We start from the raw sequence: 24,463 nt of genomic DNA, 5'->3' as shown, positions 1-24,463 counted from the left end.
ACTCCGGCTTTTTGCTAATACTTTGCGATTAAATCAAATTGGCCAATTACAGCCAATGCTTACGCTTAAAGAAAAAGTAAGTCCCCGCAGCGCTCGCAAGCATCATTAGAATCGCCATCGGATAACCATATTGCCATTCTAGCTCGGGCATACCATTAAAGTTCATTCCGTAGCTACTCGCGATCAGTGTCGGAGGCAGAAAGACAACGGCAGCGACCGAGAAAATTTTGATGATCTTATTCTGCTGTAATCCACTAAAACCCATCGCAGCATCCAGCAAGAAGTTTAACTTGTCGAAGATAAACTGGCTGTGAGGCATTAAAGACTCAATGTCCGAGAGCATTTCACGTAAGTCTTTTAAGTGTTCATCGGATAATTGCCCGCGGTAATATCGCTGCATATAACGTAGTGAGCGCTGGGTATCGAGCAAACTTAAGCGAATCTTACCATTGGAGTCTTCTTGCAACGTGATCAGCTTAAACACATCATCGAGCTCTTCACTGTCAAAAACCTGCTCACCGACATTTTCAAGCACGGTATACACGTCTTCGATCAAATCAGAGAGATAATCCACTTTTAAATTAAATAGTTCGAGAAACAATTCCTGAGGGGTTGATACTTCTAGCCGACCTAACCGCAGATAGTTTCGTAATAGGCGGATAAGTCCGACATCCTCTTCGCGGATAGTCAGTAGAAAATTAGTACGCAGGTTAAAGGAAACGTTCACCCCACGCACATCTTGCCCCACCCGTTGTGGGAATAAGGAATTGATATGCAGCCCGTCGCTGTTTTGATAAAAACGTGCCGACGCCTCAATCTCGTTGATATCTTCTTCGTCTGGCACTTCTTCAACTGAAAAATGACTTAACCACTCTCGCTCTGCATCATCAGGTTTATAAAGATCCAACCATATGGTCGACGCCGGAATACTGTCCTGAGTGTTAATCTCTGTCACCGTCAACTGACGGTTTTTATAGACGTAGGCAGTAATCATGTGTCCTCCTGAAAAAAACTTAAGCTAAAAAGTCCACTTAAGTGCAGGCTAAAAAATTGTCGCTAGTTTAACGCATAACTTCGCAATGAAAAGGCGGGAGAGATAAATTCGTAAAATAAATATGCCTTAGTCTTCGAGGATCTCTAGTCGCTCAGCATTTGAAAAACGAATATGTACCCCCTCAACCGTGACCATCTTTGCTTCTGAGATATCGCCTTTACGGGCATGATAAACACCGAAACTGTCACCCGATGGGGATACAATTGTCACGGTCACCACTTTATGCTGATCGTGCCAATACCACACACTGTAGCTTAAAACACAAAGCCCCAGCAGTAAAAATACCCCACTGATAGCGTAGCGCCGCAATAGGCTCGGCAACACAGGCGTATTTTGTAATGACGCTTGAACCACACCAGGCTTACGTTTAGCGAGCAGCAAAATCGCCATAATGATGACGGCGAGGGTGAGCAGCAGTTTTGTTAACAAGGTACACTCCAGAGGAACTAACTCGCCGTAGTATAATCGACAAATAAAAGGGAAACTGTCATTAAGATCAAGCTTATGAAACTCTTACTCAGGGGCTTGGACATTAATTTTGAATCGAAGATAACACCAAAAGATGACAAACAAAGGAAAGTTAACAATCCTCAAATTGTTTTGCCATCCTGCGAATTTGAGTTAACAGCACACCGTGACGATTACGTTCAGCACACAGTTTTTGATGAACAGGATCTGATGGATTACCAACAAGTATAATTCGCACTTGATAGCCAAGGGCTTTGGCTGCGGCCTCGTAAGCCATGTACTCCCAGCGGCAGAGATTAGTATTATCACAAATCACCACAGGCTGGGCATTGCTGAGTGCTTGAATAAATGCAGTTAAATTACGTTGATGGTATTCGGAAAGTTTTTTCGCATCGAATCGATACACCTCTCCCTCGTAGAAAAAACTGTCGGTCGAGAAAATACCACCTTGACGGACGCGCAGCGCATATTCTAACGGCAGATTAGCGACAAACTGTTCAACCCAATAGGATTTACCGCAGCCCGGCAAGCCACGCATGATAATCGCCAGTTTTTGCGCCATGGGCTCGTTGCTCATTCTTTTAAATCAGACTCGGCTAAATCGGAGCCAATAACACGCCCAGCAAGAATTGTATCGACTAATCTAGGTACGATATTCCCTGCCTTACCGGTTAAATGATATTGAAACTGGCTGTGTCTATCAGGCGATTGTAAATTAACCTCGACAGTTTGCGCCCCATGATGATTTGCCGTGTCAACAAAACCCGCAGCGGGATATACCGTGCCCGAGGTACCAATGGCGATAAATAAATCACAGTTATCGAGCGCATCGTGAATTCTATCCATGCCTAACGGCATTTCACCAAACCACACCACATGGGGACGTAACCTTTGTGCAGGAATACAACACGTACAACAGTTGTTTACCCCAAAGGGTTCTCTTAATAAAAAGGTCTGACGGGAGCGAGGACAGCGGCCTTTAGATAATTCCCCATGCATATGCAGTAAGCGACGCGATCCAGCCCGCTCATGTAAATTATCAATATTTTGGGTGACAACCAATAACTGTCCAGAAAACTCAGCCTCTAACTTGGCTAACGCCTCATGAGCCGCATTAGGCATCACAGTACCACTGTGTAACTGCTCCCAACGGCTATTATAGAAACGTTCAACAAGCTCGGCATCTCGGGCATAACCTTCGGGGGTGGCTACATCTTCAATATGATGCTCCTCCCACAATCCATCTTGATCGCGAAAAGTTCGTAATCCCGACTCGGCAGAAATACCCGCGCCAGTTAATACCACAATATGTTTGTACATACTGTTTCCTTTTATTGTAATTATTCTATTTATTGTCCCGAATTTTTCGCATCCTGAACATTATTCCTTGGTATAACCTTACAAAAACTATGCTTGAATTGCCGCAATTTATTGCGATTTCACGCTCAGTAACACAATTTATCTGCATATAGCCCCATAAAGCTAGAACAAAGGTTTAAGTTTTTAATTTGAGCCTCTATAATGGCAATCACTATCCACGGATGAACCTATTGGTTCTGCAATCAAGAGATTAGCAATGACAGATGGAAATCAAGCGCTAAAAAAAGCCGGTTTGAAAATCACCCTGCCACGAGTCAAGATCCTAGAACTGATGCAAGGACCTGAAAACCAACATATCAGTGCAGAAGACTTATATAAGAAACTGCTCGATTTAGGCGAAGAAATTGGTCTAGCGACAGTTTACCGTGTATTAAACCAGTTTGATGATGCCGGCATAGTCAGTCGTCACCACTTTGAAAGTGGTAAAGCCGTGTTCGAGTTATCGACTCAGCATCACCACGATCACTTAGTTTGCCTGTCTTGCGGTAAAGTAATTGAATTTTCAGATGAAGTGATCGAACGTCGTCAAGAAGAATTGGCCAGTAAACATAATATTAAGCTGACAAACCACAGTTTATATTTGTACGGCCATTGCACAAATGACACCTGTGATCATAACGACGAATAAGTTCGCTCGAAGGCATATTTCAATAGTGTCTTAGCTGTAAGCTATATCATAAAAAAACCAGCCATCGGCTGGTTTTTTATTAAAATACAAATGGTTAGTTATAAAGTTTTTGCGTAGACGTTGACTTTATACCCCATAAACTCGCTAGGTTCACGCCAATGCATTCCTATGCGTTTAGCCACTGCTTCAGAACCTAAATTCCCCTCTAAGATCAAAGCGATGATTTGCGTAATGCCAAACTGCGGGAACACGCTGATTGCTGCTTGAGCAGCTTCGGTACCGATGCCTTTACCCCAATATTCAGGAAAATAACGATAGCCAATTTCGACTTCGTTAAACTCAGGAATAAATTTTGGCCCACAAAAACCAATCACCTTGCTATCAGCCTTATGCTCAACAGCCCAGCGGCCAAATCCCCGTTGTTGATAATCCTGAAGGATCACATTGTGGAACAGTTCACGAGCTTGCTCACGCTCAGTAAAAGGCTCGGTTGGAATGTATTTCAACATCGCAGAGTTACTGTTCATCAAATAGAGGGCATCGATATCCTGCTCGGTAAAGGGTCTAAGAATTAAACGCTCTGTCTGTATAATCATATTGGCTTCCTTCATATTGCCCTCTATATACTCACTCATGTCCAGCTTAGCAACTAACGATGAAAATCACCGCTACGCTCTGGCTGATAAACAATTTCTTCAATACGGACTTTTACCATTGAGCCCCCAGGGCCTGGCCACTCGATTTCATCACCTTGTGATAAGCCCAATAAGGCGCTGCCTACGGGAGCGAGGATGGAAATCGTGCCCTCACCCGTCGCATCCTTAGGATAAACTAAACGCAAACAAAAAGTGTCGTTACTGGATGACACACTAAATTTCACTTCAGAATTCATCGTCACCACATTAGCGGGCATCTGCGCTGCGGGCACAATGTCTGCTCGGTCGAGTTCCGCCTCCAATGCTGCACGTCCCGGAAATGCATTCGCAGGTAATGACTCCAGCAGACGCTCGAGTCTTTCTAAATCGATTTCTGAAATAATAATCTTTGGCGTTTTCACAGTCTTTCCCTCATGTAAATAGATGCCCCTTAGGGTTAGCCATCTGCTCTGGGCTTATCCTCCCCCAATGGGATAAGCCCATAAAAAATACGCTCGCAGCTTAATGCCGCAATCGTGTGATAATTAAGTACAAGATTTATAGCTGAACAGCCATGGTGCCATAAGCGTAAGGCTTAGGGTTGTGGCTCTACGGATACATTTGCACGTCAATCAGATTATGACGCCCAGTAGAGAACCCCAATCTAACCCTTTGCCAACTAAAATGCTAGCCTGCATGGTGTTAGCTTTGTCCATTCTCACACTTCCACCAGAGTACTGGCTAACAGATGCACAATAAAAAAGGCGCCTTAGGCGCCTTTTCGTGTGTTAACGGTTAGATTACCAACCGGTTTTAGCACGCAGCGCTTTGCCGATATCCGCTAACGAGCGGACAGTGGTCACGCCCGCTGCTTCTAATGCAGCAAATTTGTCAGCAGCAGTACCTTTACCGCCTGCGATAATCGCACCCGCGTGACCCATACGCTTACCCGCAGGAGCAGTAACACCCGCGATGTAAGAAACAACTGGTTTAGTCACGTTAGCTTTGATGTATGCCGCCGCTTCTTCTTCAGCAGTACCACCGATTTCACCAATCATCACGATGGCTTCAGTCTGTGGATCGTTTTGGAACATTTCCAATACGTCGATGAAGTTAGTGCCTGGGATTGGGTCACCACCAATACCTACGCAAGTAGATTGGCCGAAACCTTCGTCAGTGGTTTGCTTAACCGCTTCATAGGTCAGCGTACCAGAACGAGAAACGATACCCACTTTACCTTTTAAGTGGATGTGACCTGGCATAATACCAATCTTACATTCACCTGGGGTGATAACACCTGGGCAGTTTGGACCGATCATGCGAACGCCAGTTTCTTCTAGCTTCACTTTCACTTCCAGCATATCCAGTGTTGGGATACCTTCAGTGATACAAACGATAAGCTCAATACCACCGTCGATAGCTTCGAGGATAGCGTCTTTACAGAAAGGCGCTGGAACGTAGATAACAGAAGCCGTTGCGCCAGTCGCAGCCACAGCGTCTTTCACAGTGTTGAACACTGGCAGACCTAAGTGCTCGCTGCCGCCTTTACCTGGAGATACACCACCGACCATTTGCGTACCGTAATCGATAGCTTGTTGAGAGTGGAAAGTACCTTGACCACCGGTAAAGCCTTGGCAAATTACCTTGGTATCTTTGTTGATTAATACAGACATTATTTGCCCTCCGCAGCTTTAACTACTTGCTCAGCCGCATCAGTCAGACTGTTAGCTGCAATGATATCAAGACCTGATTTAGCTAATACTTCACGGCCTAATTCAGCGTTAGTACCTTCTAAACGCACGACAACTGGAACTTTAACGCCAACTTCTTTAACCGCGCCAATGATACCTTCTGCGATCATGTCACAACGTACGATACCACCGAAGATGTTAACCAGAACGGCTTTAACATTGCTGTCAGACAGAATGATCTTGAATGCTTCAGCAACACGTTCTTTCGTCGCGCCACCACCTACGTCGAGGAAGTTAGCTGGCTTGCCACCGTGCAGGTTAACGATGTCCATCGTACCCATCGCCAGACCAGCACCGTTCACCATACAACCTACGTTTCCGTCCAACGCAACATAGTTCAGTTCGAACATTGCAGCGTGAGCTTCACGGGCGTCATCCTGTGATGGATCGTGCATTGCTTTGATTTTTGGTTGACGGAACAGTGCGTTGCCATCAATACCAATTTTGCCGTCTAAGCAGTGCAGGTTACCTTCAGTGGTGATAACCAGTGGGTTGATTTCCAGCAGTGCGAAATCGTGATCAACGAACATCGTTGCCAGACCCATGAAAATCTTGGTGAATTGCTTCATTTGAGTTGGGTTTAAGCCCAGTTTGAAGCCAAGATCACGCGCTTGGTATGGCTGAGGACCCGTCAGGGGATCGATGATCGCTTTGTGAATGAGTTCTGGCGTTTCTTCGGCCACTTTCTCAATCTCTACACCGCCTTCAGTTGATGCCATAAACACCACACGACGGGTGCTACGGTCAACTACTGCACCTAAGTACAGTTCGTTAGCGATGTCGGTGCAGCTTTCTACTAAAATTTTAGCAACTGGCTGACCTTTCTCATCTGTTTGATAAGTCACCAGATTTTTGCCTAACCAGTGTTCGGCAAAAGCTCTGATTTCTTCTTTATCGCCAGTGACTTTAACGCCACCCGCTTTACCGCGGCCGCCTGCGTGTACTTGACACTTAACAACCCATAAATTTCCGCCAATACGGCCAGCTGCTTCTACAGCTTCTTGGGCTGTATCACAAGCAAAACCTTCTGACACTGGTAAACCATATTCGGCAAATAAGGATTTTGCCTGATACTCATGCAAATTCATGATGATCTATCCGTATACTTCTAATCAAATCCAACTGGCCCGTTTGGACCAGTCACGAGGGTATGTCTTACTTTTGTCTTTAATAAACTCTTTAAACTGAATCGTTTATTGAGTTGAATTACAGATCAAGCAGCAGACGAGTTGGGTCTTCCAAGAAGTCTTTAATGGCGACTAAGAAGCCAACTGACTCACGGCCATCAATAATACGATGGTCATATGAGAGAGCTAGGTACATCATGGGCAGGATTTCAACCTGACCATTGACTGCCATTGGGCGATCTTTAATGGCGTGCATGCCTAAAATTGCGCTTTGTGGCAGGTTTAAAATTGGGGTAGACATTAACGAGCCAAATACACCACCGTTAGTCACAGTGAAGTTACCGCCAGTCATATCTGCCACAGTCAGCTTGCCATCACGGCCTTTGATCGCCAGATCGCGTACTGCTTTTTCGATATCAGCCAAGCTCATGGTATCGGTGTCACGTAGCACTGGTGTTACCAGACCACGCGGCGTAGATACTGCGATGCTCACATCAAAATAGTTGTGATAAACGATATCGTCACCGTCGATTGACGCGTTCACTTCTGGGAAACGTTTCAGGGCTTCAGTCACCGCTTTCACGTAGAAAGACATGAAACCTAAACGGATACCGTGGCGCTTTTCAAAGATATCTTGGTATTGCTTACGGATATCCATGATGGGCTTCATGTTCACTTCGTTAAACGTCGTGAGCATCGCGGTAGAGTTTTTCGCTTCTAATAAACGGTTAGCGATAGTCTTACGTAAACGTGTCATAGGTACACGCTTCTCGCTACGACCTGCCGCTAAAGGTTGTACCGCTGGAGCCGCAGGGGCAGCAGCCGCTTTAGGCGCAGACTTAATAAAGGCTTCAACGTCTTCTTTAGTGATACGGCCACCGACACCAGTGCCCTTCACTTTGCTCGCATCAACATTGTGTTCAGCCAGTAAACGGCGTACTGATGGGCTTAACGCATCGTTAGACTCTTCTGTCGCAGCAGCAGGTGCAGCAGCTTCAGCTTGCGCTTTAGTCACTTCTTGTCCAGAAACCGCGCCAGCAATGAACTTAGCAATCACTTGCTCGCCCAGAACGGTGTCACCTTCGTGGAATAGAAATTCACCAATATGACCATCTTCTGGTGCAACCACTTCTAGCACCACTTTGTCAGTTTCAATATCAACCAGATTTTGATCACGAGAAACTTGTTCACCCACTTTTACGTGCCAAGTGGCGATAGTTGCGTCGGCAACAGATTCTGGCAGTACGGGTACCTTGATTTCGATACTCATGAAAAACGATCCTTTTTATAAAATGTCTATGACTACAGTCTTATCAATTAGAGCTTTAACGCACTGTTCACTAAAGATTCTTGTTGGTGAGCATGCAGCTCTGGGTAACCACAAGCTGGTGCAGCAGACGCTTCACGGCCAGCATAGGTCAGTTTTGCACCCGCAGGGATAGCAGCCCAGAAGTGATGTTGGCTAGAGTACCAAGCACCTTGGTTTTGCGGCTCTTCCTGACACCATACAAAATCCTTCACATGTTGGTAATCAGCTAAGGCTGCAACCATTTCTTCATGCGGGAACGGATATAACTGTTCGACACGGATTATTGCGACGTTATTGATATTTTCTTTACGGCGTTTTTCCAGCAGCTCGAAGTATACCTTACCGCTACAGAACACCACGCGATCGACCTTGCTCGCCTCTAACGTATCGATTTCACCGATCACGTTTTGGAAACTGCCATTAGCCAATTCTTCCATGCTAGAAACCGCTAATGGGTGACGTAGCAATGATTTAGGTGACATAACCACCAGTGGACGACGCATTGGGCGCACCACTTGGCGACGCAGCATATGGTAAACCTGAGCTGGCGTTGATGGCACACACACTTGCATGTTGTGGTTAGCACACAACTGCAAGAAACGCTCTAAACGGGCGCTTGAGTGTTCTGGACCTTGGCCTTCATAGCCATGTGGTAGCAGCATGGTCAGACCGCATAGACGGCCCCACTTCTGCTCACCAGAGGACAAGAACTGGTCGATAACCACTTGCGCACAGTTGGCAAAGTCACCGAATTGAGCTTCCCAAATCGCCAGACCGCCGGGTTCCGCGGTTGCATAACCGTATTCGAAGGCGAGTACTGACGCTTCAGACAATACTGAGTCAGTGATGTCGATTGGGCCTTGGTTTTCGGCAATATTACGCAGTGGTAAATACGTAGTCGCATCGTTTTGGTTGTGCAGAACCGCATGACGGTGGAAGAAGGTTCCACGACCAGAGTCTTGACCAGTAATACGAACACGTTGTTTATCTTCAAGAATCGTTGCGTAAGCTAAGGTTTCAGCAAAGCCCCAGTCGAGTAACTTCTCACCTTTTGCCATCGCGACGCGGTCACTATAAATCTTAGCAACACGGGATTGCAGTGAATGGCTTTCAGGCACGTAGCTCAATTTATCGGCTAGTTTCTGCAAACGTTCGATAGGCAGTGAAGCGTCATAGGCTTCATCCCATTCGCGACCAATGTAAGGAGTCCAATCCACGGTGTGCAGTGTCATTGGGCGCCATTCTTTCACTACGCAATCACCTTGATCTAAGGCATCACGATAAGTGTTGATCATGCTGGTCACATCATCGGCAGCAATGGTATTTTCTGCGATCAGTTTGTCAGCGTAAATCTTACGTGGCGTTGGGTGTTTCTTGATCTTGGCATACATCAGTGGCTGAGTTGCACTTGGCTCATCAGCTTCGTTGTGGCCATGACGGCGGTAACACACTAAATCAATCACCACATCACGTTTAAATTCGTTACGGTAATCAACGGCCAACTGCGCAACAAAGGCAACCGCTTCTGGATCATCTGAATTTACGTGGAAAATCGGCGCCTGTACCATCTTAGCGATGTCAGTACAGTATTCAGTTGAACGCACATCGTGGTGATTTGAAGTGGTAAAGCCCACTTGATTGTTGACAACGATGCGGATACTACCACCCACTTTAAAGCCACGGGTCTGAGACATGTTGAATGTCTCTTGTACGATACCTTGACCAGTAATGGCAGAGTCACCGTGGATTGTGATTGGCATCACCTGTAAACCATCTTTACAACCGCGGCGGTCTTGACGAGCACGTACAGACCCCATAACCACAGGGTTAACGATTTCAAGGTGAGACGGGTTAAAGGCCAGCGCTAAATGCACATTGCCACCCGGTGTTTCAAAGTCAGATGAAAAACCTTGGTGGTATTTCACGTCACCAGAACCATGAGTATCAGCATGCTTACCCGCAAACTCATCAAACAGTTCAGCAGGACGCTTACCTAATACGTTCACAAGGACGTTCAAACGACCGCGGTGAGCCATACCGACGACGATTTCTTTAGTGCCCGCTTCACCTGCACGATAAATAATTTCGCGCATCATAGGTACTAGTGCATCACCGCCTTCTAACGAGAAACGTTTCGCACCTGGGAATTTAGCACCTAAGTATTTTTCAATGCCTTCAGCAGCATTTAGGCCTTCAAGAATGCGGGTCTTAACGTTTTTATCGTAGTTAGCTTTACCTAAGGATGGTTCGAGACGTTGTTGGATCCAACGCTTTTCATCGGTGTCGGTAATATGCATGTATTCGGCGCCGATAGAACCACAGTAAGTGGCTTTTAGCGCTTTGACTAAATCAGCCAACTTCATGGTTTCGCCGCCATGGGCGAATGAGCCAGTGTTGAACTCACGCTCCATGTCTTCTTTAGTTAGACCGTGGAATGCGGGATCTAAATCGGCAACAGGTTCACGTTTCCACAAACCTAACGGGTCAAGGTTAGCACCTTGGTGACCACGGAAACGGTGGGCGTTGATTAGCTGTAGCACTTTAACTTGCTTAGCATCCAACTCAGGATCGGTCACACGAGCTGCGCTCTTATGACGTCCTTCCATCGCTAAACTGCGAAAATAATCACGTACTTTTGAGTGGGCCGCTTCTGGCGCGTCTTTAGAGGCACCGTTCACCGGAGGGAGATTATCAAAAACCGCACGCCAATCGTCAGAAACTGACTGAGGGTCTTCTTGATAGGCTTCATACATCTCTTCTACGTAGGTCGAATTTGCACCACTTAAGTGAGATGATTCGAGCCAGGCTTTCATGATGCCTTGGTGCATTTCTATTCCTTTCAAACTTTATACACGTGCTTAGCCATAGTTTTTTTATGTGATCTCAGGTCAGTACCTTTGATACATAATTTCTGCCGCCCCTAGAATATCCAGATTTCACGGCGCGTTGTCTTCCATTACATACACAAAAGAGCCACCTTCTATGCCCAGAAAGTGACTCTTTGAGAGCTATATTATTATTGGTTTCAGCTCAGGTTCTCGCATTACACCGCTCGCTTAAGCAGCATTGACTTAATATGACCGATTGCTTTGGTCGGATTAAGTCCTTTTGGACAAACGTCAACGCAGTTCATGATGCCGTGGCAACGGAACACGCTGTAGGCGTCGTCCAGCTCAGAAAGACGTTCTTCTGTTGCTGTATCGCGACTGTCGATCAAGAAACGGTAAGCGTGTAGCAGACCGCTAGGACCGATAAACTTATCAGGATTCCACCAGAATGATGGGCAAGCCGTAGAACAACATGCACACATGATACATTCGTACAGGCCATCTAAATGCGCACGTTGTTCAGGTGACTGTAAATGTTCACGGGCAGGCATCTTCTCATCGTTGATAAGGAAGGGTTTAATCTTCTCGTATTGCTTGTAGAACTGAGTTAAATCAACCACTAAATCACGTACAACTGGCATACCTGGCAGTGGACGGATTTCCAACTTCTTACCTTTAAAAGTAGAGATTGGGGTAATACAAGCCAGACCGTTTTTACCGTTCATGTTCAGGCCATCGCTGCCACAAACACCTTCGCGGCAAGAGCGACGGAACACTAAGGTTGGGTCTTGTTCTTTTAACTTGATCAGTGCATCGAGCACCATCATGTCAGTGCCAGCAGCCACTTCAAGGCTGTAATCCTGCATGTAAGGTTTTGTATCTACATCAGGATTGTAGCGATAAACTGCAAATTCCAATTTCATCTTTGCAACTCCTACTAGTAGGTACGTTTCTTCGGCGGGAAAGCTTCACGCAACTTAGGCGCCATATTCACAGCACGACGGTCCATGGTTTCAGTCACAGGGTCAAACAAACTGTGGCATAGCCAGTTTTCATCGTCACGCTCTAAATAGTCTTCACGTGAGTGAGCACCACGGCTCTCTGTACGGAAGTTAGCAGCATAAGCAGTAGCAATCGCCGTCGCCATCAAGTTGTCTAATTCTAAACACTCGATACGTTGGGTGTTAAACTCACGAGAGTTATCAGACAATTTAGCATTTTCTAAACGCTTACGGATGGCTTTTAACTGCTCTAAACCTTCAGCCATTGCATCGCCACGGCGGAATACAGAGAAGTTTAATTGCATGCAAAGTTGTAAATCTTTACGAATTTGCGCAGGATCTTCGCCAGTTTTGTTGTTTTCCCAGCGGTTTAAGCGCGCTAATGTCGCTTGGATTTCTGCATCGGTCGCATCTTTTGGATCCGCAGTCTCATCGAGTGCTTTACCTAAGTGTTGACCCGCGGCGCGGCCAAAGACCACTAAGTCGAGCAGAGAGTTACCGCCTAAGCGGTTGGCACCGTGCACAGACACACAGGCAATCTCACCTACTGCGAATAAACCAACCACATCTTGCTCACTGCCATCTTCATTCTTACGAATAACTTGACCGCTCACCTTAGTTGGCAAACCACCCATCATATAGTGACAGGTTGGCAGAACAGGGATTGGACCATCGGCCGGATCGATATGCGCGAAGGTACGAGAGAGTTCACACACGCCTGGTAGACGGGCTTCTAAGGTCTCTTTACCTAAGTGATCGAGTTTCAGTAAGCAGTGTGGGCCTAATGGACCATCTAAACCACGGCCTTCACGGATTTCAGTCATCATAGAACGTGCTACCACGTCACGAGATGCTAAGTCCTTCGCGTTTGGTGCATAACGCTCCATGAAACGCTCGCCGTCTTTGTTCAGCAGGTAACCACCTTCACCACGACAACCTTCAGTCACAAGTACACCCGCGCCAGCGATACCGGTTGGGTGGAATTGCCACATTTCCATATCTTGCATCTGTACACCAGCACGCATCGCCATACCAACACCGTCACCGGTATTGATGTGTGCGTTTGTGGTTGAGGCGTAGATACGGCCTGCACCGCCAGTAGCGAGTACAGTGGCTTTGGCTTTGAAGTAAACGATTTCACCCGTTTCGATTTCAATCGCAGTACAACCTACGATGGCACCGTCTTGGTTTTTCACTAAATCGAGGGCATACCACTCAGAAAACACTTGAGTTTTGTGTTTAACGTTCTGTTGGTATAAGCAGTGAAGCAGTGCGTGACCAGTACGGTCTGCCGCAGCAGCGGTACGCGCCGCTTGTTCACCACCGAAGTTTTTAGATTGACCACCAAAAGGACGTTGGTAAATCTTACCATTTTCGAAACGAGAGAATGGTAAGCCCATGTGCTCAAGTTCAATAATGGCTTCTGGGCCGGTTTGACACATAAATTCGATAGCGTCTTGGTCGCCGATAAAGTCGGAACCTTTAACAGTATCGTACATGTGTTGTTCCCAATGATCTTCATGGGCGTTACCCAGAGCAACGGTGATACCACCCTGCGCAGACACAGTATGAGAACGGGTTGGGAATACTTTAGATAAAAGCGCACAGCTCTTACCTTCTTTAGAAATCTGTAGTGCTGCACGCATACCTGCGCCACCGGCGCCGATCACAACAGCATCAAATTCGCGTACTGGAATACTCACTTAGACACCCCACACAATAACAATGCCGGCCGCTAAATAGCAGAAAACGGTAACGACAAAGGTGAACTGTAAAACACCGCGTAACGATGTGCACTTGACGTAATCCGTCAATACTTGCCATACACCAATCCAAGCGTGAACAAGCAATGCAACTAACGCGAGCAGTGTAAACACTTTCATTGGCAGAGCACTGAAGAGGCCATGCCACACGTCATAGGTGAGAGGGGAACTACATGCAATAAAGCCAACCATGAAAATGGTGTAACAGGCGAGGATTACTGCACTAGCGCGTAGTAGAATAAAGTCATGAACACCACTGCGTCCAAAACTTGCTGCATTGGTTACCATACCCATAACCCCGCTAAAATTGAAAAGGCTACCGTTAACACAAATACAGCTTTCGCTGAGGCGGTGCCCGAAGCCAACTCTTCCCAACGACCAGTATCCATCACTAAGTGGCGCAGGCCACCGAATAAATGGAAGGTCAAAGCAGTCAAAATGCCCCAAATGATGAACTTCACAACAAAGTTATCAAACAGAGATTGAACGCCTGCGAAACTTTCAGCGGAGGCTAAAGATGAATTTAGCAACCAAATAAGAATGCCAACAGCGAACAGCATGATGACACCGGATACACGGTGAAGAATTGACACAATCGCTGTTGCAGGAAAGCGAATGGTCTGCAGATCTAAATGGACAGGTCTTTGCTTTTTCACGTTCTGCTCACTCAGCTCCATTGAGCATTTTTTTTGTTATGTGAACCGCTTTTGTACAAACTTTAAACTGAGTGATTAATCACAGCAAAAGTAAACACAAAAGCAAAGTTTAAACAAACAGATAACTATTTGAACACTCACTCATTTAACATGTAAACAAAGGGTGCTTTAACATCATCGTTTGCAGCCATTATTAGGCGGAGGCAAGTATACTCGCGGGAAATGTCAAATACAAACATCACAGAATGCAAATTTTGTTTTTTTAGGAAAATTTTCGCGTAAGTGCCAGCTGTAGCAAGGAAAGTAAAGCGTTTTATACCATGGTCTAACAAATTTAAACGCTTATTTAAATTGAAATGTGATCTACAATGGCTGTAAAGTAATGGCGGTTTGACATGCCGCACTCACAGATAAGAACGAAGTAAGGAGAACGGGGTATGGCTGATTTAAAAGCCAAATTAGAATTACCAGGGAATGACTCGATAGAGTTGCCAGTAAAGCAAGGATCCGCTGGTTTTGACGTAATCGACATCAGTAAACTTGGCAGCAAAGGTTACTTCACCTTTGATCCGGGTTTTCTTGCGACAGCCTCCTGCGAATCTGCAATTACCTATATTGATGGTGATCAAGGTATATTGTTACACCGCGGCTATCCAATCGAGCAACTTGCCGTTGACTCCGATTACCTAGACCTGTGTTATCTGCTGCTTTACGGTGAACTGCCGACAAAAGAGCAATATGCTGAATTTGTACACACAGTCAAAACCCACACTATGGTGCATGAGCAAATCGCCTTCTTCTTTAGAGGCTTCCGTCGTGACGCTCATCCTATGGCGATGTTATGTGGTGTGACTGGTGCATTGTCTGCATTTTATCAAGACTCACTCGATGTCAACGATCCTCGCCACCGCGAAATCGCCGCTTATCGCCTAGTCTCCAAAATGCCAACGATTGCCGCAATGTGCTACAAGTACTCTTCAGGACAGCCATTCGTTTATCCACGTAATGACTTAAGCTATGCAGGCAACTTCTTAAGCATGATGTTTGCCGTTCCTTGTGAAGAGTACAAGGTAAACCCAATTGTTGAACGTGCTATGGACCGTATCTTCATTCTACATGCGGATCACGAACAAAACGCGTCAACGTCAACCGTACGTTTAGCCGGTTCTTCAGGCGCGAATCCATTCGCGTGTATCGCTGCGGGTATTGCTTCTTTATGGGGCCCTGCACACGGCGGCGCGAACGAAGCTTGTCTACAAATGTTAGAGGAAATCGGTTCAGTAGACCGTATTCCTGAATTCATTGCCCGTGCGAAAGACAAGAACGACCCATTCCGTCTGATGGGCTTTGGTCACCGTGTTTACAAAAACTTTGACCCACGTGCCAAAGTGATGCGTGAAACCTGTCACGAAGTGTTAAAAGAGCTAAAAGTACAAGATCCATTATTAGATGTCGCCATGGAACTTGAGCGTATTGCGCTGGAAGATGAGTACTTCATTTCGAAGAAACTCTATCCAAACGTCGACTTCTACTCAGGCATCATCATGAAAGCCATTGGTATTCCTACCAGTATGTTCACTGTACTGTTCGCATTAGCGCGTACTGTGGGTTGGATTGCTCACTGGAAAGAAATGTTGGATCAACCTGGTCACAAGATCAGCCGTCCACGTCAGCTTTATACTGGCGAGACTGCGCGTGACTTCGTCGACCTAGATAAACGCTAAGCACTGCGGTTTATTGATTCAAAGCGCCCTCAAGGGCGCTTTTTTATTGCCATTTATCTCACTCTAACTCTAGGCATGTTATACCAAGACAGTAGCCCCTCACCCGATGACATGCTTCTTGCCCCACGATGAAAACTTATTTAGCATTTTTCATCACTTTTTAAACTTTTTAGCTACATATGGCGTATTCATCTTAGCGCAAAATCGTCAAAAATAATAATTAACAAATAAAAACAGCAACTTAATAAGTGGCACGTTTTATGCTGTTCAGCATCATTATATTCAAACAATAGGTAACAGTTCTTATGGAAAAGTCTAAAATGATTAAGTTCGCCCTACCCGTTTTATTAGTGTCAATGTTGGCGGCTTGTGGTGAAGAGGAAGTAGCTAAAAAAGAAGAAAAATATGCTATTCCCGTTGAAACGACGACCGTGATTCAGGGTAATGTCTCTTCTTTTTACAGTACTACGGCCACCCTTGAAGCCCCACAGGAGGCGAATGTTGTCAGTCGAATCGCTGGCCTAATCGAAGCCATTAATGTGGAAGAAGGCGACCGCGTTAAAAAAGGACAAATACTAGCGGTTATTGATGCCAAACGTCAGCAATATGATTTAGATCGTTCCGAAGCGGAAGTTAAAATCATTGAGCAAGAGTTAAACCGCTTAAAGAAAATGAATAATAAAGAATTTGTTAGCGCTGACTCTATGGCCAAGCTTGAATACAACTTGCAAGCAGCTATTGCTAGACGGGATCTTGCCGAACTACAAGTGAAGGAAAGCCATGTGGTTTCGCCGATTGATGGCATTATTGCCAAGCGATATGTAAAAGCGGGCAATATGGCTAAAGAGTATGGCGAATTGTTTTATATCGTTAACCAAGATGAATTGCACGGCATTGTGCATCTACCAGAGCAGCAATTAACCAGTTTGCGCTTAGGCCAAGAGGCTCAAGTATTTAGCAGTCAACAGAGTAAAAATGCTATCCATGCAACTGTACTACGTATCAGCCCTGTCGTGGATCCACAAAGCGGCACATTTAAAGTCACTTTGGCCGTACCAAATCAAGACGCCCGCCTAAAAGCGGGGATGTTCACTCGGGTCGAATTAAAATATGACACCCATGAAAATGTGATTACCGTGCCCTACAGCGCCTTAATCAATCAAGATAATAAGCAAGCCTTATACGTCATTGACGGTACCAATGCTAACCGTCGCGAAGTTCAAATCGGATACCGCGAAGGTGATTTAATTGAAATTGTTTCTGGTATCAAGCCTGGCGAGCTCGTCGTTACCCGTGGTCAGCAAAATTTGAAAGACCAGTCCTTAGTTGAAGTCATTACCCCACTCGATTTGGCCTCAACGAAGAACTGATAGGAGTCTTTCATGTCAATCATTAGCACCTCAGTTAAACGGCCAGTCACGGTATGGATGTTCATGCTGGCCATTATGTTATTCGGTATGGTCGGGTTTTCGCGCTTAGCGGTAAAACTCCTGCCCGATTTAAGCTACCCCACCTTAACCATTCGAACCATGTACGACGGTGCTGCGCCCGTTGAAGTGGAGCAACTGGTCTCAAAACCCATTGAAGAAGCCGTCGGTGTGGTGAAAGGCTTACGTAAGATCAGCTCTATTTCTCGCTCAGGCATGTCCGATGTGGTACTTGAGTTTGAATGGGGCACCACTATGGATATGGCAAGTCTCGATGTGCGTGAAAAACTCGACACTATCGCCCTGCCGCTCGATGTTAAAAAGCCATTACTACTGCGCTTTAACCCCAACCTTGATCCTATCATGCGCCTAGCGCTGTCTGTACCAAATGCCACTGAGACAGAGCTCAAACAGATGCGTACCTACGCAGAAGAAGAGCTTAAGCGCCGCCTAGAGGCTCTTTCTGGGGTTGCCGCTGTGCGTTTATCCGGCGGTTTAGAACAGGAAGTGCATATTCAGCTCAATCAGGAAAAATTATCCCAACTCAATTTGAATGCCGATGACATTAAGCGTCGTATCAACGAGGAAAACATCAACTTATCTGCGGGCAAAGTGATCCAAGGCGACCGCGAATATCTGGTACGAACCCTTAACCAATTCAATTCATTGGAAGAACTAGGGCAAGTGATCGTCTATCGCGACGCACAAACCTTAGTACGTCTATTTGAAGTCGCTACGATTACCGATGCCTTTAAAGAGCGCAGCGATATCACCCGTATCGGTAGCCAAGAATCGATAGAACTGGCTATTTATAAGGAAGGTGATGCCAACACGGTCGCCGTTGCCAAAAAATTGCGCGATGAACTATTGAAGATCAACAAAGATCCTCAGCAGAACAAACTGGAAGTGATTTACGATCAATCCGAGTTTATCGAAAGTGCCGTCAGTGAAGTGACCTCTTCAGCGTTAATAGGCAGTATTTTGTCCATGCTGGTGATTTATCTGTTCCTGCGAAATATTATCCCGACGCTGATTATCTCTATCTCAATCCCCTTCTCGGTGATCGCTACCTTTAACATGATGTACTTTGCCGATATCAGCTTAAACATCATGTCATTAGGTGGTATTGCGCTGGCGATTGGTCTGTTGGTTGACAACGCGATTGTGGTACTCGAAAACATCGACCGCTGTCGCAGTGAAGGCATGAGTAAATTGGATGCTGCGGTAACGGGCACAAAGGAGGTTGCTGGCGCGATTTTCGCCTCGACAATGACGACGCTCGCGGTGTTTGTTCCCTTAGTTTTTGTCGATGGTATTGCTGGCGCCCTCTTTTCAGATCAAGCCTTAACGGTGACCTTTGCGCTCTTGGCCTCCTTGCTTGTTGCCTTAACCTCGATTCCTATGCTGGCCTCACGGGAAGGATTTAAAGCTTTGCCGGAGCTCATGAATAAAACGCCGAAGGAAAAACCGACCACTAAACTTGGCAAATTAAAACACTATAGTGCGACGGTGTTCTCCTTCCCGATTGTGTTGCTATTTAGTTACTTGCCGAGTGCCTTACTCACCTTAGTGTTGATTATTGGCCGCTTCTTTTCGTGGTTGTTTGGCTTAGTGATGCGCCCGCTGAGCAATGGCTTTAATGTTGTGTACCACAGTATAGAGTCTATTTACCATAAGCTACTGGCTTTGGCGCTGCGTAAGCAAATCATGACGTTACTACTGACAATTGGGATCACTGGTGCCTGTATTAGCTTGCTTCCCCGTTTAGGAATGGAATTAATTCCACCGATGAACCAAGGGGAATTCTATGTTGAAATACTGCTACCACCTGGCACTGCTGTAGGTGAAACCGATAGGGTCTTGCAACAACTGGCGATGTCGATTAAAGACAGACCAGAAGTGAAACATGCCTACAGCCAAGCGGGTAGCGGAGGGTTAATGACCTCAGATACCGCTCGTGGTGGCGAAAACTGGGGCAGATTACAGGTCGTACTTGGAGATCACAACGCCTATCATCAGGTAACGCAAGTGCTACGAGACACGGCGCGCCGCATCCCCGAGCTTGAGGCAAAAATCGAGCAACCTGAACTCTTTAGCTTTAAGACGCCATTGGAGATTGAGCTAACAGGCTACGATTTAACCTTACTAAAACGCAGTGCCGATAACCTTGTTAAGGCGTTGTCAGCATCTGATCGCTTTGCCGATGTAAATACTAGCCTGCGTGATGGTCAGCCAGAATTGAGCATCCGTTTCGATCATGCTCGTTTAGCCGCATTAGGAATGGATGCCCCGACGGTTGCCAATCGCATTGCCCAACGTGTTGGTGGCACTGTCGCCAGTCAATATACGGTTCGTGATCGCAAGATTGATATTCTCGTTCGGAGTCAACTGGATGAGCGGGATCAAATTAGCGACATCGATACCTTAATTATCAACCCTGACAGCTCCCAACCCATAGCCCTTAGTGCAGTAGCAGAAGTATCACTGCAATTAGGCCCATCGGCGATTAACCGTATCAGTCAACAAAGGGTGGCCTTGGTATCGGCAAACCTTGCCTACGGCGACTTAAGTGATGCCGTAGCCCAGGCACAGCAAATCCTGTCTACGCAGGTATTGCCGGCATCGGTGCAAGCCCGTTTCGGTGGCCAGAATGAGGAAATGGAGCATTCATTCCAATCACTAAAAATTGCATTGATCCTAGCTGTGTTCTTGGTATACCTCGTGATGGCAAGCCAATTTGAGTCACTGCTGCATCCATTGCTCATTTTATTCGCGGTACCAATGGCACTGGCTGGAAGTGTGCTTGGTCTTTATATCACCCAAACCCATCTAAGCGTGGTGGTCTTTATTGGCCTTATCATGCTGGCGGGGATCGTCGTCAATAATGCCATTGTATTAGTGGATAGAATAAATCAACTACGTGCTGAGGGCGTGCAGAAGCTTGAAGCCATAAAAGTCGCAGCGAAATCCCGTCTTCGCCCGATTATGATGACAACGCTCACCACTGTACTAGGTCTGCTCCCTATGGCATTAGGGCTAGGCGATGGCTCAGAAGTTCGCGCACCAATGGCGATTACCGTGATATTTGGCTTGAGCTTATCGACGTTATTAACCTTGATTGTGATCCCAGTGCTCTATGCCCTGTTTGACCGTAAAGAGTTTACGCATACCGCCACTGAGCAAGACAACACGGCAGAAACTGCGGAGGCTCGCCTATGAACCTCACCCATCTAGCGATAAAGCGCCCTGTCACCACCAGCATGTTTTTCTTTGCTATATTGCTGTTTGGTCTGGCTTCTAGCCGTCTATTACCGCTCGAAATGTTCCCCGGTATCGATATTCCGCAGATTGTCGTGCAAGTGCCTTACAAAGGCTCGACTCCTGCAGAAGTGGAACGCGATATCACTAAGGTGCTCGAAGAGTCGCTCGCCACCATGGGCGGTATCGATGAACTTGAATCAGAGTCCTCCCAAGAGGGTGCTGAAATTGAAATCAATATGAAATGGGGCGAAAACGTTGCCACAAAAAGCTTAGAAGCACGCGAAAAAATCGATGCCGTGCGGCATTTATTGCCCAAGGATGTTGAGCGGGTATTTATCCGCCAATTTTCCACTGCCGATATGCCTGTACTCACTATACGCATTTCGAGCGACCGCGAGCTCTCTGGTGCATTCGATTTACTCGATAAGCAGCTAAAACGACCATTAGAGCGGGTGGAGGGCGTCTCTAAGGTGAGTCTCTATGGGGTTGAACAAAAGCAGATTGAAGTGCGGATCAATGCAAATAGACTCGCCGCCAGCGGTTTTTCAGCGACGGAATTACAAGCTCGTCTCGGGCGCGAAAACTTCGTGTTAAGTGCTGGCACCTTGAGAGAAAGTAACCTCGTTTATCAAGTCTCCCCTAAGGGGGAATTTAGAAACCTTGAGGATATTAAGGCGCTGGTGTTAATCCCTGGACTGACCTTAGGCGATGTTGCCGATGTGCAATTTTCCCTGCCTGAGCGCAGTGAAGGACGCCATTTAGATCAACACTATGCGGTGGGTTTAGATGTATTTAAAGCCTCCGGCGCCAATTTGGTGGATGTGTCCGACCGCGTACTTAAAGTCATTGAGCAGGCTAAACAAGACCAACAGTTTCAAGGTATCCGTTTGTTTATTATGGAAGATCAAGCCTCAGGCGTGAAATCCTCTTTATCGGATCTACTGCTGTCGGGATTGATCGGTGCGTTGTTATCATTTGTCGTGCTTTATCTGTTCCTAAGAAACCTCAAGATGACCCTAATTGTGGTGTCATCAGTACCAATTTCTATCGGTATGACGTTAGCCGCCATGTATCTGCTCGGTTACAGCTTGAATATTCTATCGATGATGGGCTTGTTATTGGCTGTAGGTATGCTTATCGATAACGCCGTTGTGGTCACCGAAAGTGTACTGCAAGAAAAACAAGGTAACTCACTCAAAACCAGCACCCAAGACAATGAAAACGCTGTTATGACGGGGGTCGATAAGGTCAGTCTTGCGGTACTGGCGGGTACTATGACTACAGCGATTGTGTTTTTACCCAATATTTTTGGGGTAAAAGTTCAGCTGACTATTTTCCTTGAGCATGTAGCAATTGCGATTTGTATTTCGCTGGCAGCATCACTTTTGGTGGCTAAAACATTAATTCCATTGATGTTGACTAAGTTCCACTTTGAGATTGCACCAGAGAAATCTGCGGGTAAATTGCAAAGTTTCTACAATCGCAGTCTTAATTGGGGGCTTCTCAGACCTTGGCGTTCAGGGCTGATCGCCATCGCGATTCTCGCATCTACCGCCCTGCCCTTGTCAATGGTCAAGCAGGATCAAGAGGACAGTCAAAGTAAAGAGCGAATTTACATCAACTACCAAGTTGAAGGGCGCCATAATCTCAATGTGACCGAAGCGATGGTGGGTCAAATGGAGGAATATCTTTATAAAAATAAAGAAAAATTCCATATTGACTCTGTGTATAGCTACTATGCTCCCGACGAAGCCTCATCGGTCATCTTATTGAAAAAAGATCTGCCCATGTCCCTTGATGAACTGAAGAAGAATATTCGCAGTGGCTTTCCTAAGTACTCCATCGCTAAACCTCAGTTTGGCTGGGGTGACGATAATTCGGGTGTACGCGTCACCCTCACTGGACGCTCCACCTCAGAGCTTATCTATTTGAGTGATCAAGTGTTGCCATTACTCTCGACGATCAAAGGCTTAGTGGATGTACGTTCTGAAGTCAACGGTGCTCAGCAGGAAGTGGTTATCCGTATTAATCGGCAAATGGCGGCAAGACTGGATTTAAAACTGAACGAAGTAGCTTCCAGCATTTCAATGGCACTAAGAGGGACACCACTGCGCTCATTTAGGCACGATCCAAACGGGGAACTGCGTATCGAAATGGCCTATGAGAAGGAATGGCAAAAATCCCTCGATAAGCTTAAGCAATTGCCGGTAGTGCGAATCGATCAACGCCTTTACACACTTGATAACCTTGCCAGTATCGAAATCCAACCTAGATTCGATACCATCAAGCACTATAATCGCCAAACTTCGCTGTCTATCGGAGCGAACTTGGATAATCTCACCACAGAGGAAGCCCAAACTAAGATCAAACAAGTGATGGAGAATGTGCGTTTTCCTGATGGCTATAACTATTCGCTACGGGGCGGTTTTGAACGCCAAGATGAAGACCAAAGTATCATGGCAATCAATATGTTACTTGCTATCGCTATGATTTACATCGTGATGGCGGCACTATTTGAGTCCTTGTTATTACCGACGGCCATTATTACCTCAATCCTCTTCTCGATAACCGGGGTGTTTTGGGCGTTGCTGCTCACAGGCACGCCTATGTCGGTCATGGCGATGATCGGTATCCTGATTTTAATGGGCATCGTGGTAAATAACGGTATCGTCTTGGTCGATCAAATCAACCAAATGACACCCGATCTCGATAAGCTGTCGGACACCATTCGCGAAGTGTGTGTTACCCGTTTGCGCCCGGTACTGATGACAGTAGGAACAACCGTACTAGGTTTAGTGCCACTGGCGATGGGCGATACCCAAATTGGTGGCGGCGGCCCGCCATATTATCCGATGGCAATTGCCATTATTGGCGGCTTGTCTTTCTCAACCGTAACTAGCCTATATTTGGTGCCATTGTGTTATCAACTCCTCTATAGAATGCGTTACCGCGCCGCAGTCCGACTTGGCGAATCGAATCGTATCGCCCAAAAACTCTTACCGTGGACAGCCAAAGCATGATATGACGGGATAGCTTGACATCACTCATTAAAAAGGCTGCATCGCAGCCTTTATTATTTTGTTAGCACCTTAAAACGGATCATATATAACTGTTCAAGGCCGGGATAAATCTCGGCAATCACCTGGTGCAGTTCGGGTAAGGTCATATTTTCTTGTTGGGCGTGCAGTGTTGTGAGTCCAGACAATGTTATTGGCATTACCTCCAACACTTGGATGTCACAAAACCAACGATGAGTTTCAAAGGTAGACACTGGGAGGATTTGCCCTGGTATCACATGGGATTCGGCTTCATTACGTAACGTAATCGTTTTCTTGCCCATCAAAATATCGTGTTCAAAGCGTTCAAAAAAAGTGATGTCAGTTAACAAGATTAATCCCTCTATTTATCCAGTCAAAATGCCGATAGTACGGCACAAAATACAGCAAAACAT

General features: G+C 46.1%; 20 protein-coding genes. 5 read left to right on the top strand and 15 right to left on the bottom strand.

Translation table 11 applies throughout. From position 1 onward, the window contains the following. Positions 1-46 precede the first annotated feature (46 nt). From corA to cobB, 4 genes are all read right to left on the bottom strand, one after another. Positions 47-994 (bottom strand): magnesium/cobalt transporter CorA, encoded by a 948-nt coding sequence (gene corA / locus HG547_RS01860; RefSeq protein ID WP_037417441.1) that lies wholly within the window; start codon positions 992-994, stop codon positions 47-49. A 126-nt stretch (positions 995-1,120) separates the two neighbouring features. Further along, positions 1,121-1,483 (bottom strand): hypothetical protein, encoded by a 363-nt coding sequence (locus HG547_RS01855; protein WP_169546773.1) that lies wholly within the window; start codon positions 1,481-1,483, stop codon positions 1,121-1,123. Between the two features lie 151 nt (positions 1,484-1,634). Continuing rightward, complete coding sequence (locus HG547_RS01850; RefSeq protein WP_037425713.1) at positions 1,635-2,084, bottom strand: ATP-binding protein; 450 nt, start codon at positions 2,082-2,084, stop codon at positions 1,635-1,637. An 11-nt stretch (positions 2,085-2,095) separates the two neighbouring features. Continuing rightward, a complete protein-coding gene (cobB, locus tag HG547_RS01845; protein WP_169546771.1) occupies positions 2,096-2,842 on the bottom strand; it encodes a Sir2 family NAD+-dependent deacetylase in 747 nt (248 codons plus the stop codon). Positions 2,843-3,098: 256 nt separating this feature from the next. Here cobB and fur point away from each other — a divergent pair, with 256 nt between their 5' ends. After that, on the top strand, positions 3,099-3,530 hold the full coding sequence (gene fur / locus HG547_RS01840) for a ferric iron uptake transcriptional regulator (protein WP_037417447.1): 432 nt from the start codon (positions 3,099-3,101) through the stop codon (positions 3,528-3,530). Positions 3,531-3,628: 98 nt separating this feature from the next. Here the strand turns inward: fur and HG547_RS01835 are convergent, their stop codons facing one another. From HG547_RS01835 to sdhC, 10 genes are all read right to left on the bottom strand, one after another. Continuing rightward, the gene (locus HG547_RS01835; RefSeq protein ID WP_037417581.1) at positions 3,629-4,126 is read right to left on the bottom strand and encodes a GNAT family N-acetyltransferase; all 498 of its coding nucleotides are present in this window, start codon (positions 4,124-4,126) and stop codon (positions 3,629-3,631) included. A 53-nt stretch (positions 4,127-4,179) separates the two neighbouring features. Then, entirely contained in the window at positions 4,180-4,587 is a 408-nt protein-coding gene (gene rnk / locus HG547_RS01830; RefSeq protein WP_037417450.1) for a nucleoside diphosphate kinase regulator, read from the bottom strand. A 378-nt stretch (positions 4,588-4,965) separates the two neighbouring features. Next, positions 4,966-5,838 (bottom strand): succinate--CoA ligase subunit alpha, encoded by an 873-nt coding sequence (gene sucD / locus HG547_RS01825; protein ID WP_037417452.1) that lies wholly within the window; start codon positions 5,836-5,838, stop codon positions 4,966-4,968. Further along, positions 5,838-7,004, bottom strand: a complete 1,167-nt coding sequence (gene sucC / locus HG547_RS01820; RefSeq protein WP_037417455.1) for an ADP-forming succinate--CoA ligase subunit beta — start codon at positions 7,002-7,004, stop codon at positions 5,838-5,840. The genes sucD and sucC overlap by 1 nt, the downstream gene beginning before the upstream one ends. 118 nt (positions 7,005-7,122) lie before the next feature. Continuing rightward, complete coding sequence (odhB, locus tag HG547_RS01815; RefSeq protein ID WP_169546769.1) at positions 7,123-8,313, bottom strand: 2-oxoglutarate dehydrogenase complex dihydrolipoyllysine-residue succinyltransferase; 1,191 nt, start codon at positions 8,311-8,313, stop codon at positions 7,123-7,125. Between the two features lie 47 nt (positions 8,314-8,360). Next, positions 8,361-11,180, bottom strand: a complete 2,820-nt coding sequence (gene sucA / locus HG547_RS01810) for a 2-oxoglutarate dehydrogenase E1 component (protein WP_037417459.1) — start codon at positions 11,178-11,180, stop codon at positions 8,361-8,363. A gap of 215 nt (positions 11,181-11,395) precedes the next feature. Beyond that, entirely contained in the window at positions 11,396-12,103 is a 708-nt protein-coding gene (locus HG547_RS01805) for a succinate dehydrogenase iron-sulfur subunit (protein ID WP_169546767.1), read from the bottom strand. Between the two features lie 14 nt (positions 12,104-12,117). Continuing rightward, complete coding sequence (gene sdhA / locus HG547_RS01800; protein WP_169546764.1) at positions 12,118-13,884, bottom strand: succinate dehydrogenase flavoprotein subunit; 1,767 nt, start codon at positions 13,882-13,884, stop codon at positions 12,118-12,120. Beyond that, the gene (gene sdhD, locus HG547_RS01795; protein ID WP_011622411.1) at positions 13,885-14,232 is read right to left on the bottom strand and encodes a succinate dehydrogenase, hydrophobic membrane anchor protein; all 348 of its coding nucleotides are present in this window, start codon (positions 14,230-14,232) and stop codon (positions 13,885-13,887) included. It lies immediately after the preceding gene. Further along, the gene (gene sdhC, locus HG547_RS01790; RefSeq protein WP_037417467.1) at positions 14,226-14,621 is read right to left on the bottom strand and encodes a succinate dehydrogenase, cytochrome b556 subunit; all 396 of its coding nucleotides are present in this window, start codon (positions 14,619-14,621) and stop codon (positions 14,226-14,228) included. The genes sdhD and sdhC overlap by 7 nt, the downstream gene beginning before the upstream one ends. A gap of 416 nt (positions 14,622-15,037) precedes the next feature. Here sdhC and HG547_RS01785 point away from each other — a divergent pair, with 416 nt between their 5' ends. The 4 genes from HG547_RS01785 to HG547_RS01770 all read left to right on the top strand — a co-directional run bounded on the left by HG547_RS01785 (position 15,038) and on the right by HG547_RS01770 (position 24,032). After that, a complete protein-coding gene (locus HG547_RS01785) occupies positions 15,038-16,324 on the top strand; it encodes a citrate synthase (protein ID WP_037425617.1) in 1,287 nt (428 codons plus the stop codon). A gap of 305 nt (positions 16,325-16,629) precedes the next feature. Continuing rightward, on the top strand, positions 16,630-17,694 hold the full coding sequence (locus HG547_RS01780; RefSeq protein WP_169546762.1) for an efflux RND transporter periplasmic adaptor subunit: 1,065 nt from the start codon (positions 16,630-16,632) through the stop codon (positions 17,692-17,694). A gap of 12 nt (positions 17,695-17,706) precedes the next feature. Next, positions 17,707-20,970, top strand: coding sequence for an efflux RND transporter permease subunit (locus HG547_RS01775; RefSeq protein WP_037425622.1), 3,264 nt, complete (start codon positions 17,707-17,709; stop codon positions 20,968-20,970). Then, positions 20,967-24,032, top strand: coding sequence for an efflux RND transporter permease subunit (locus HG547_RS01770; RefSeq protein WP_169546760.1), 3,066 nt, complete (start codon positions 20,967-20,969; stop codon positions 24,030-24,032). The genes HG547_RS01775 and HG547_RS01770 overlap by 4 nt, the downstream gene beginning before the upstream one ends. Positions 24,033-24,085: 53 nt before the next feature. On the opposite strand, the gene yqfB is transcribed toward HG547_RS01770, so the two are convergent. Next, positions 24,086-24,403: a N(4)-acetylcytidine aminohydrolase gene (yqfB, locus tag HG547_RS01765; RefSeq protein ID WP_037425625.1), complete on the bottom strand. Its 318-nt coding sequence runs from the start codon at positions 24,401-24,403 to the stop codon at positions 24,086-24,088. Between the last annotated feature and the right edge of the window lie 60 nt (positions 24,404-24,463).

The organism is Shewanella sp. DNRA4 (assembly GCF_012843185.1).
Taxonomy (GTDB): Bacteria; Pseudomonadota; Gammaproteobacteria; order Enterobacterales; family Shewanellaceae; genus Shewanella; species Shewanella xiamenensis.
The sequence above is the reverse complement of the archived record's forward strand: the minus strand, read 5'-3'. Positions and strand labels throughout refer to the sequence as shown.

Bases quoted from the DNA above. Each gene is read 5' to 3' on its own strand.
- fur (WP_037417447.1), top strand. From the start codon at position 3,099: ATGACAGATGGAAATCAAGCGCTAAAAAAAGCCGGTTTGAAAATCACC.
- sucD (WP_037417452.1), bottom strand. From the start codon at position 5,838: ATGTCTGTATTAATCAACAAAGATACCAAGGTAATTTGCCAAGGCTTT.
- sdhD (WP_011622411.1), bottom strand. From the start codon at position 14,232: ATGGTAACCAATGCAGCAAGTTTTGGACGCAGTGGTGTTCATGACTTT.
- sucC (WP_037417455.1), bottom strand. From the start codon at position 7,004: ATGAATTTGCATGAGTATCAGGCAAAATCCTTATTTGCCGAATATGGT.
- cobB (WP_169546771.1), bottom strand. From the start codon at position 2,842: ATGTACAAACATATTGTGGTATTAACTGGCGCGGGTATTTCTGCCGAG.
- HG547_RS01785 (WP_037425617.1), top strand. From the start codon at position 15,038: ATGGCTGATTTAAAAGCCAAATTAGAATTACCAGGGAATGACTCGATA.
- sdhC (WP_037417467.1), bottom strand. From the start codon at position 14,621: ATGGAGCTGAGTGAGCAGAACGTGAAAAAGCAAAGACCTGTCCATTTA.
- corA (WP_037417441.1), bottom strand. From the start codon at position 994: ATGATTACTGCCTACGTCTATAAAAACCGTCAGTTGACGGTGACAGAG.
- odhB (WP_169546769.1), bottom strand. From the start codon at position 8,313: ATGAGTATCGAAATCAAGGTACCCGTACTGCCAGAATCTGTTGCCGAC.
- sucA (WP_037417459.1), bottom strand. From the start codon at position 11,180: ATGCACCAAGGCATCATGAAAGCCTGGCTCGAATCATCTCACTTAAGT.
- HG547_RS01835 (WP_037417581.1), bottom strand. From the start codon at position 4,126: ATGATTATACAGACAGAGCGTTTAATTCTTAGACCCTTTACCGAGCAG.
- HG547_RS01775 (WP_037425622.1), top strand. From the start codon at position 17,707: ATGTCAATCATTAGCACCTCAGTTAAACGGCCAGTCACGGTATGGATG.
- HG547_RS01770 (WP_169546760.1), top strand. From the start codon at position 20,967: ATGAACCTCACCCATCTAGCGATAAAGCGCCCTGTCACCACCAGCATG.
- HG547_RS01805 (WP_169546767.1), bottom strand. From the start codon at position 12,103: ATGAAATTGGAATTTGCAGTTTATCGCTACAATCCTGATGTAGATACA.
- HG547_RS01780 (WP_169546762.1), top strand. From the start codon at position 16,630: ATGGAAAAGTCTAAAATGATTAAGTTCGCCCTACCCGTTTTATTAGTG.
- HG547_RS01850 (WP_037425713.1), bottom strand. From the start codon at position 2,084: ATGGCGCAAAAACTGGCGATTATCATGCGTGGCTTGCCGGGCTGCGGT.